The following is a 10,005-nucleotide window of genomic DNA, read 5'->3' as shown; positions in this document are numbered from 1 at the left end:
AGCGAGACGAAACGCGGCGCGACGGCGAGAGTGTCCGGTCTGAGATAGTCTGGTCGGCTCCCCGTCGGCGACGGATGCCGCAACCGGAGCAGACAGGGATACACCGTGGGGTACATCGACATCGCCGCCGTCTCGTATGCGCTGCCGGATGGGCGGCCGCTGCTGGACGAGGTCTCGTTCCGCGTCGGCGAGGGGTCGACGACCGCGCTCATCGGGCAGAACGGCGCCGGCAAGACGACGCTGCTGCGGATCATCCGCGACGAGGTCCCGGCGCTCTCGGGCGTCGTCGCGATCGACGGCGGGCTGGGCGTGATGGACCAGTTCGTCGGCCACGGCGGTGCCGGGCAGACCGTCCACGACCTCCTCATCGCTGTCGCACCAGACCGCGTGCGTCGCGCCGCTCGTGAACTCGAAGACGCCGAGGCGGCCATCATCGAACGCGACGACCTCGACACGCAGATGCGGTACGCCGGAGCCCTGGCGGACTACGCCGAGGCGGGCGGCTACGAGTACGAGACCGTCTGGGACACGTGCACGACGGCGGCTCTCGGCATCCCGTTCTCGCGCGCCCGGTTCCGCGAGCTCACGACGCTGTCAGGCGGCGAGCAGAAGCGGCTCGCGCTCGAAGCCCTGCTGCGCGGGCCCGACCAGGTGCTGCTCCTCGACGAGCCCGACAACTACCTCGACGTCCCCGGCAAGCGGTGGCTCGAGGAGCGCCTGCGCGAGACGCCGAAGACCGTGCTGCTGGTGTCGCACGACCGCGAGCTGCTGGCCCGCGCCGCCGACCGCATCGTGACGCTCGAGGTCGGCGGCGCGGGCAGCACCGCGTGGGTGCACGGTGGCGGGTTCGGAAGCTATCACCGGGCACGGGACGACCGGATGGCGCGCCTCGACGAACTGCGGCGGCGGTGGGACGAGCAGCACGTGAAGCTCAAGGAGCTGGTCGCCGCCCTCAAGGTGAAGGCCACGGCGAACGACACGTTCACCTCGCGCTACCGGGCCGCCCAGACGCGCCTGCGCAAGTTCGAGGAGGCCGGCCCGCCGCAGGAGCGCCCGCGGGAGCAGGACCTCGACGTGCGCCTCCGCGGTGCGCGTACCGGGCGGCGGGCGGTCGTCGCCGAGCAGCTGGAGCTCACCGGGCTGATGAAGCCGTTCGACCTCGAGGTGTGGTTCGGCGACCGGGTCGCGGTGCTGGGTTCCAACGGCTCGGGCAAGTCGCACTTCCTCCGGCTGCTCGCGCGTGGCGGCACCGACCCGGACGGCCGGCTCGGACACCTCACGACGACCGGCGCGGCGCTGGATGCCGTCGCGCACACCGGGCGGGCGATCCTCGGCGCGCGCGTCGTGCCGGGGTGGTTCGCGCAGACCCACCGCCATCCCGAATTCGACGGCAAGACGCTGCTCGACATCCTGCACCGCGGCGAGGACGCGCGCAGCGGCCTGCCGCGTGAGGCCGCCAGCAGCGCGCTCGATCGCTACGGCCTCGTGGCCCAGGCGGAGCAGACGTTCGACAGCCTGTCGGGCGGCCAGCAGGCGCGGTTCCAGATCCTGTTGCTCGAGCTCTCGGGCGCGACCCTGCTGCTGCTCGATGAGCCGACCGACAACCTCGACCTCGTCTCGGCCGAGGCGCTGCAGGACGCCCTCGCCCGCTTCGAGGGCACCGTCCTCGCCGTCACGCACGACCGGTGGCTCGCGAAGTCCTTCGACCGCTTTTTGGTGTTCGGCTCCGACGGGCGGGTCTTCGAGTCGGACGAACCGGTCTGGGACGAGACGCGCGTCGCGCGGGCGCGCTGAGGGATATGGATGCCGTGGCCCGCGGCATCCGTCTCGTCAGGCGCGTTTCGTCTCGCTCGTTCCTCGCTCGCTCAACGACCGGGAGTCTGAGTTCGGTCGTTGAGCGAGGGAGCGCCAGCGACCGAGACGAAACGCTTCGGGCCGACCGGATGCGCGGGGAGCTGCGATCATGGCGGGCCGGGACCGGTGCGCCGGGCGGCGGGAAGACCGCCCGGTAGGCTGGTCGGGTGAGCATGGACATCGAGCTCGGCCGGGCCAAGCGCGCGCGTCGCGCCTACACGTTCGACGACATCGCGGTGGTGCCGTCGCGGCGCACGCGCAACCCTGAGGACGTCTCGACGACGTGGACGATCGACGCGTTCAGCTTCGACATCCCGGTGCTCGGCGCCCCCATGGACTCCGTCGTGAGCCCGCGCACCGCGATCATGCTCGGCCAGCTCGGCGGCCTCGGCGTGCTCGACCTCGAGGGCCTGTGGACGCGCTACGACGACCCGGAGCCGCTCCTCGCCGAGATCGCCGGCCTCGACAAGGCCGCCGCGACCCGCCGCATGCAGGAGCTCTACGCCGAGCCCATCAAGCCTGAGCTCGTGCGCGACCGCCTCGCCGAGATCCGTGCCGCCGGCGTCACCGTCGCGGGCGCGCTCACCCCGCAGCGCACGCAGGAGCTGTACGAGACCGTCGTCGCCGCCGGTGTCGACCTGTTCGTGATCCGCGGCACGACGGTGTCGGCCGAGCACGTGTCGAGCGTCGACCAGCCTCTCAACCTCAAGAAGTTCATCTACGACCTCGACGTGCCGGTGATCGTCGGCGGCGCGTCGACGTACACGGCGGCGCTGCACCTCATGCGCACCGGTGCCGCAGGCGTGCTCGTCGGATTCGGCGGGGGCGCGGCATCCACCACCCGCGTCACCCTCGGCCTGCACGCCCCGATGGCGACCGCCGTCGCCGACGTCGCCGGGGCGCGCCGCGACTACCTCGACGAGTCGGGCGGACGGTACGTGCACGTCATCGCCGACGGCGGCGTGGGCACGTCGGGCGACATCGTCAAGGCGATCGCGATGGGCGCCGACGCCGTCATGCTCGGAGTGGCGCTGGCGCGTGCGACGGATGCCCCGGGCCAGGGCTTCCACTGGGGTCCCGAGGCGCACCACTCGCGGCTGCCCCGCGGCCGCCGCGTGAAGGTCGACCAGGTCGCCTCGCTCGAAGAGATCCTCTACGGCCCGGCGCCGGTCGCCGACGGCACCGCGAACCTCATGGGGGCGCTGCGCAAGTCGATGGCCACGACCGGATACTCCGACCTCAAGGAGTTCCAGCGGGTCGAGGTCGTCGTCGCGCCGTACGCCGCGGGATGAGTGACCCCGACGACGACCCGCGGTCGTTGAGCGAGCGAGGAACGAGCGAGACGAAACGCCTCGGTGGCACCGACGACTCCGTGCCGCGGCATCCGACGGACGGGCGCGTTTCGTCTGCGGGCGCTGGAGCACCCTCCGCTCAACGACCGGAAGCAGACGTGCCTGTCGAAGCATTCCCGCCCACGCTCCGCGAGGTGATGCTGCGACCCCGCTGGATCGGGATGCTGCTGCTCTGCCTCGTGGTGGCGGGTGTGTTCGCCTGGCTCGGGCAGTGGCAGCTGGGTCGTGCGGTGGTGACGAATCCGGTGCCACCCGGTGCGACGGAGGAGGTCCAGGATCTCGCCGACGTCGCGGCGCCCGGTGAGTACCTTCCCGAGCCTCTCGTCGGCCAGCGGGTGGAGACGGCCGGCCGCTGGGTGCCCGGCGACTTCGTCGTCGTGCAGTCGCGGTACAACGACGGCGTCGAGGGCTTCTGGGTGACCGGGCAGCTGCGCCTCGACCCCGACCGCACTGAGACATCCGGGCCGACCTCCCTCGCCGTCGCCCTCGGGTGGGCCGCTACCGAGGACGACGCCCGTGCAGCGATCGACGAACTCGAGGAGGCGGCATCCGTGTCTTCCTCCTCAGCCGACGCCGTCGAGGTGACGGGCCGCCTCATCTCGGACGAGGGTCCCGTGCTGCCGCCGCGCGGCAGCGACCCGCAGACCCTGACGCGCATGTCGCCGGCGGCCCTGCTCGGCCAGTGGCACGACGTCGAGGGGCTCTTCGTCTACCGCCCGTACCTGGCGTCGGAAGACGCCTTCGCCGGCCTCGATGCCATCTCGTCGCCGGCGCCCGCGGACGGATCGGGTGTCAACTGGCTCAACATCTTCTACGCACTCGAATGGGCTGTCTTCGCGGGCTTCGCGTTCTACCTCTGGTACCGCCTCGCGAAGGATGCCTGGGAGAAGGAGACCGAGGACTTCGAGGACGACCGGCGTGAGTCGGAGGGCGAACCGCACCCTTCGGCATCCTGAGGCCGTCCGCCGGGACGCGACGGAGGGCGGCGTGCAGCCCGGAGCCCGGAATCCGAGCACCGTCCCGCGGGTAGACTGGGGGCCATGCCCCGCGCCCCGAAGCTCGCTTCCTTTCCGGCGATCCGCGGAGCCCTGAGGTTCTACCAGATCTGCTCCATCATCACGGGCACGATGCTGCTCCTGCTGGTGGCCGAGATGATCGCCAAGTACGCGCTCGGCTACGAGCTGTTCCTGGGCGGCTCCGGCGGATTCCTCTGGTTCGCGCCCGTCGTCGAGACGGCCTCCGGCCTCGAGTCCACGGGTGACGGGTTCAACCTGTCGCTCGGCATCCTCGTCGCCCACGGCTGGTTCTACGTGGTCTACCTGATCTCCTGCTTCCGCGTGTGGAGCCTGATGCGCTGGAACCTCCTGCGCCTGGCCATGCTCGCCGCGGGTGGCATCGTGCCGCTCCTGTCGTTCTTCATGGAGGCGCGCGTCGCGCGCGACGTGAAGACCTACCTCACCGAGCGCGAGGCCGCTGAATTGCACTCGCGCTCCGAGCATTCGCCCGCTGCTGATTCACTTCCGACCCCCGCCCCCGCCATGCCGACGGAGAACAAGCGTTGACCCAGAGCTTTTCAGAAACAGGGACCGAGACCTCCCAGCGCCCCGTTCTCGTCGTCGACTTCGGCGCCCAGTACGCGCAGCTCATCGCGCGACGGGTGCGCGAGGCGGGCGTCTACAGCGAGATCGTGCCCCACACCGCGAGCGCCGCCGACATCGCGGCGAAGAACCCGGTCGGCATCATCCTGTCGGGCGGTCCATCGTCGGTCTACGAAGAGGGCGCCCCGGCGCTCGACACCGACGTCTTCGATCTCGGCGTGCCGACGCTCGGCATCTGCTACGGCTTCCAGGTGATGGCGCAGGCGCTCGGGGGCGAGGTGGCGCACACGGGACTCCGCGAGTACGGAGCGACGGATGCCGCGGTCACGGGTGACGGCGGCGTGCTGCTGGGCGGTCAGCCGGTGGAGCAGAACGTGTGGATGAGCCACGGCGACCAGGTGGCCAAGGCGCCGGAGGGCTTCGCGGTCCTCGCCTCGACCGGCGCGACGCCGGTCGCTGCCTTCGGCAGCGACGAGCGCCGCTTCTACGGTGTGCAGTGGCACCCCGAGGTGAAGCACTCCGACTACGGGCAGAACGTCATCGAGAACTTCCTGCACAAGGCGGCGGGCCTTGCCGCCGACTGGAACAGCGGCAACGTCATCGCCGAGCAGGTCGAGCGCATCCGCGCGCAGGTCGGATCCGGCCGCGTGATCTCGGCACTCTCGGGCGGCGTCGACTCCGCGGTCTCGACCGCGCTCGTGCATGAGGCCGTCGGCGACCAGCTCACCGCGATCTTCGTCGACCACGGGCTGCTGCGGAAGGGCGAGCGCGAGCAGGTCGAGAACGACTACGTCGCGTCGACGGGTGTGCGCCTCATCACCATCGACGCGCGCGAGCAGTTCCTGAACGCGCTGGAGGGCGTCAGCGATCCCGAGCAGAAGCGCAAGATCATCGGCCGCGAGTTCATCCGCTCGTTCGAGGCCGCAGAGCGCGAGCTCGTCGCCGAGGCCGCGGCCGACGGCGAGCCCATCCGCTTCCTGGTGCAGGGCACGCTGTACCCCGACGTCGTCGAGTCCGGCGGCGGCACCGGCACCGCGAACATCAAGTCGCACCACAACGTCGGCGGCCTCCCCGAAGATCTGCAGTTCGAGCTCGTCGAGCCCCTGCGCACGCTGTTCAAGGACGAGGTGCGCGCCATCGGCCGTGAGCTCGGCCTCCCGGAGGCGATCGTCGCCCGCCAGCCGTTTCCGGGCCCCGGCCTCGGCATCCGGATCGTGGGTGAGGTCACCGCTGACCGCCTCGAGATTCTGCGCGATGCCGACGCCATCGCGCGCGAAGAGCTGACGAAGGCCGGCCTCGACGGCGAGATCTGGCAGTGCCCGGTCGTGCTGCTCGCCGACGTCCGCTCGGTGGGCGTGCAGGGCGACGGACGGACCTACGGCCACCCGATCGTGCTGCGTCCGGTGTCGTCCGAAGACGCGATGACCGCCGACTGGACGCGCCTGCCCTACGACGTGCTGTCGAAGATCTCGAACCGCATCACCAACGAGGTGCGCGAGGTCAACCGCGTCGTACTCGATGTCACGTCGAAGCCGCCGGGCACCATCGAGTGGGAGTGATCCAGCCGGCGCCTCGGACCTTCGGGTCCGAGGCGCCGCTGTCGTCCCCGGGCTGTCGGGGTGCGGATGCCTCGGAGACCTGCGGGAGGATGGACGCGTGACTGCGGCCCCCGACGACACCCTGCCCGACGCTGACTACGTGCTGGTGGGCAGCCGCGTGGCGCTGGGACTGGACGGCGGGTTCGCGGTCGCTGTCCCGACCCGGTTGCGGCTGCTGGCATCCGCCGGCGCACCCGATCCCCTGCAGCTGAGCGTCGATGGGGCGTCGCCGGAGGTGCATGCCGCGCAGCGGCAGGCGTTCGTCGACGCGGGCCGGCTGGACAGCACCGGTTCGGCGCGCAACCTCTTCGACGACATCGTGGCCGACCCGTCGTGGCTCTTCGCGGCGGGGGAGCCGGCGGGCGATGCGGCGGGCGAGCCGGCGGGCGAGGCGGCGACCGGGATCGAGTATCGCGTGGTGGAGGACACGGCCGGGGCCAGCCCCATCGTCTCGTTGCCCGTCTTCCGCGACGACCCGACCTGGCACCTCTCCGACGCGCCGATCATCGTGCACGCTCCGGGCGGTGACCGCGTGCTGCGCGGGTTCCGCAGCCTGTACGCCGCGTGGCTGACGCATCTCGCCGACGAGCGGCGCGCCGCCGCCGGGGATCCCGACCGGGTGCTCGTCGTGATCTTCGAGTCGCGGCAGATCGGCGAAGCCATGGTCGACTGGGACGACCCGCGCGTGCGTCTCGTGCACACCGTGCACAATTCGCACCTCCGGGCGCCGTACGACGACCCCGACGCGCCCGCCACGGGGATGTGGCAGCGCTGGCTCTCGACGGTCGACCGCTACGACGCCGTGCTGTGGCCGACGGCGGCGCAGCGCGACGAGGTGGCGGCGCGGTTCGGCGACCCCGGCACGTTCCACGTCGTGCCGAACACGATCGAGCTCGGCACCGAGCCGCCGCACGCGGCATCCCGCGATCCGCGCCAGGTCGTGATGCTCAACCGGCTCGCGCCGCAGAAGCGCGTCGACCTCGCGATCCGCGCGTGGGCGCGGGTCGTCGCCGTCGTCCCCGACGCACGGCTGGACGTCTATGGCGAGGGCCCGCTGCGGGACGAGCTGCAAGCGCTCATCGCCGACCTCGGGCTTGCGGCATCCGTCACCCTCCACGGGGCTACTGCCGACCGCGACGCGATCTTCGACCGCGCGGCGCTCTTCGTCACGTCGACCGCGTTCGAGGGGCAGGGGCTGTCGATCGCCGAAGCGCTCGCGCGCGGGCTGCCTGTCGTGTCGTTCGACGCCCGTTACGGCCCGCGCGAGGCGATCGGCGACGCCGGCGTGCTCGTCGCACCCGGCGACGTCGATGGGTTCGCCGGCGCGATCACCCGCCTGCTGCAGGACGACGCCCGCCGTGCCGAGCTGTCGTCGCGGGCGCGTGCCGCCGCCGCGGCGTTCACGCCCGACACCGTGCGTCCCGCGCTCATCGCCGCGCTCCGCGCCGCGGTCGAGAAGCCCTCCCGCCGCACCCCGAGAGGCTGAGCCGCGCTCCGACACGCTCGCCGGTGTCGGATGCCGGCAGTACGGTCTGCCCATGGGGATGCGGGTGGTCGCTGCGACGGAGGCGGGATGGGATGCCGTCGACACCGTCATGCGGGCCGATGCCTCGTCGCGCAACTGCCAGTGCCAGTTCCATATCCTCGAGAACGCGGATGCGCGCCGCACCACGCGCGGGTCCCGGCGCGATCTGCTGCGCGAGCAGGTGCGCACCCTGGACCCGCCGCGTGGTCTCGTCGCATTCGAGGGCGGCACGGCGGTGGGCTGGTGCGGCGTCGAGCCACGCGTGCGGGTGCGGCACGTCCTGGCGAGCCGACTCGTGCGCGCTCACAGCCTGTACGCGGCCGACGACCCGGGCTTGTGGGCGATCTACTGCATCCTCGTGCCGCCTCCGCGACGCCGCAGGGGAGTCGGTGCCGCACTTCTGTCGGCAGCCCTGGAGCACGCCGTGAGCCACGGCGCGACCGCGTTCGAGGCGTACCCGATCGACACGTCGAGGCGAGGCGGCGAACTCCCACCGGGGTTCTCCACCGGCACCGTCGCGATGTTCGCCGGGCACGGCTTCGCGGCGGTCGCGGCGCTTCCCTCCGCGCGCACGCTGATGCATCGGCTCGCCTGAGCGGCGTCTGCAACGGGACCGCTGCTAGGAGCCGGCCCGAGATCGGGGTGCAAGCGCTCCGCCCTGAGCAGAGCCGCCGGGAGCGGAAACGGATGCCGCCCCCGCCGCATCCGCGCAGGCTGGGGGCATGGCAGACGAAGGCAAGATCCCCCAGTTCGGGGCTGAAGCACGGCGCGAGCTGTTCCACCAGCGCGTGCTCGTGCTCGACGGCCCGCTCGACGACGACAACGGCACTCTGATCGCGACGCAGCTGCTCGCGCTCGCAGCCGAGGACGAGGCATCCGATATCGCCCTCTGGATCCACTCGCCCGGCGGCTCGGTGCCGTCGATGCTCGCGATCCGCGACGTCATGAACCTCATCCCCAACGACGTCGCGACCCTGGCGCTCGGGCTGGCCTGCAGCGCGGGGCAGTTCCTGCTGTCGGCGGGAGCCCGCGGCAAGCGCCGCGCACTGCCGCACGCGCGCATCCTCATGCATCAGGGATCCGCCGGCATCGGCGGGTCGGCGGTCGAGGTGGAAGTGCAGGCCGACGACCTACGGCATATGCGCGACACCGTGCTCGGCCTCATCGCTCACGACACGGGGCAGAGCATCGACCGCGTCTTCGAGGACTCTCTGCACGACCGGTGGTACACGGCGGCCGAGGCCCACGACTACGGCTTCATCGACGGGATCGTCGACGACTTCGCGCAGGTGGTGCCGCGACGGCGACGGCCCGCGGGTCTCGGCGTCGGCGCAGAGGCCACGGCGACCAGGGAGGTGGCGGCATGACCTCGTACACGATCCCGAACGTCGTGGCGCAGCATCCGCGGGGCGATCGCATCATGGACGTCTACTCGCAGCTGCTCACCGAGCGCGTCGTCTACCTCGGCACCGGGATCGACGCCGGCGTCGCGAACGCGCTGATCGCGCAGTTGCTACACCTCGACGCCGACAGCCCGGACCGCGACATCCAGCTCTACATCAACTGCGAGGGCGGCGACCCGGCCGCCATGCTGGCCGTCTACGACACGATGCAGCACGTGCGGCCCGACGTCGCGACGACGGTCGTCGGGCAGGCCATCGGCGTGGGTGCGGTGATGCTGGCAGCCGGCGCGCCGGGCAAGCGCTCGGTGCTGCCGCACGCGCGCGTCGTGCTGCATCAGCCCGCCGGGCAGGGGCGGGGCGCGATCCCCGACCTGATCCTCCAGGCCGACGAACTCGTGCGGGTGCGGGGTGAGGTGGAGGAGATCCTCGCGCGCCACACCGGGCAGGATGCCGCGAAGCTGCGCGCCGACACGGATCGGGACCGCGTCTTCACCGCGACGGATGCCGTGGCCTACGGTCTCGCCGACCACGTGCTGGAGCGGGTTCCCGGCCGCTGAGCGAGAGGAAACCGGTCGTTGAGCGAGCGAAGCGAGACGAAACGCCTCGGGGTCCGCGCGGACGTCGGGCGCGTTTCGTCTCGCTCGTTCCTCGCTCGCTCAACGACCGGGGTGCGAG

9 protein-coding genes are annotated in these 10,005 nt (G+C 71.6%); all 9 read left to right on the top strand.

The features are described from left to right. Positions 1–105 precede the first annotated feature (105 nt). The 9 genes from B1729_RS19645 (at position 106) to B1729_RS19605 (ending at position 9,887) form a co-directional block, all read left to right on the top strand. Positions 106–1,794, top strand: a complete 1,689-nt coding sequence (locus B1729_RS19645; protein WP_163634505.1) for an ATP-binding cassette domain-containing protein — start codon at positions 106–108, stop codon at positions 1,792–1,794. Between the two features lie 233 nt (positions 1,795–2,027). Further along, a complete protein-coding gene (locus tag B1729_RS19640; RefSeq protein ID WP_163618135.1) occupies positions 2,028–3,146 on the top strand; it encodes a GuaB3 family IMP dehydrogenase-related protein in 1,119 nt (372 codons plus the stop codon). Between the two features lie 197 nt (positions 3,147–3,343). Then, positions 3,344–4,162 (top strand): SURF1 family cytochrome oxidase biogenesis protein, encoded by an 819-nt coding sequence (locus B1729_RS19635; protein ID WP_163634507.1) that lies wholly within the window; start codon positions 3,344–3,346, stop codon positions 4,160–4,162. A gap of 84 nt (positions 4,163–4,246) precedes the next feature. Further along, complete coding sequence (locus B1729_RS19630; protein ID WP_163634503.1) at positions 4,247–4,768, top strand: DUF3817 domain-containing protein; 522 nt, start codon at positions 4,247–4,249, stop codon at positions 4,766–4,768. Continuing rightward, positions 4,765–6,363 carry a glutamine-hydrolyzing GMP synthase gene (gene guaA, locus B1729_RS19625; protein WP_163634501.1) on the top strand — a complete coding sequence of 533 codons (1,599 nt, stop codon included), beginning with the start codon at positions 4,765–4,767 and terminating at the stop codon, positions 6,361–6,363. The genes B1729_RS19630 and guaA overlap by 4 nt, the downstream gene beginning before the upstream one ends. A gap of 97 nt (positions 6,364–6,460) precedes the next feature. Continuing rightward, positions 6,461–7,888, top strand: a complete 1,428-nt coding sequence (locus B1729_RS19620; RefSeq protein WP_163634499.1) for a glycosyltransferase — start codon at positions 6,461–6,463, stop codon at positions 7,886–7,888. A 52-nt stretch (positions 7,889–7,940) separates the two neighbouring features. Then, positions 7,941–8,522 carry a GNAT family N-acetyltransferase gene (locus B1729_RS19615; protein ID WP_163634497.1) on the top strand — a complete coding sequence of 194 codons (582 nt, stop codon included), beginning with the start codon at positions 7,941–7,943 and terminating at the stop codon, positions 8,520–8,522. 127 nt (positions 8,523–8,649) lie between these two features. Next, on the top strand, positions 8,650–9,294 hold the full coding sequence (locus tag B1729_RS19610; RefSeq protein ID WP_163618089.1) for an ATP-dependent Clp protease proteolytic subunit: 645 nt from the start codon (positions 8,650–8,652) through the stop codon (positions 9,292–9,294). Then, positions 9,291–9,887, top strand: a complete 597-nt coding sequence (locus B1729_RS19605) for an ATP-dependent Clp protease proteolytic subunit (RefSeq protein ID WP_163618088.1) — start codon at positions 9,291–9,293, stop codon at positions 9,885–9,887. The genes B1729_RS19610 and B1729_RS19605 overlap by 4 nt, the downstream gene beginning before the upstream one ends. The last annotated feature ends 118 nt before the right edge of the window (positions 9,888–10,005 follow it).

This window comes from Microbacterium sp. B35-04 (genome assembly GCF_010634885.1).
Lineage (GTDB): Bacteria > Actinomycetota > Actinomycetes > Actinomycetales > Microbacteriaceae > Microbacterium.
Note: the sequence above shows the minus strand (reverse complement) of the source record. Positions and strands in the feature narration are given on the sequence as shown.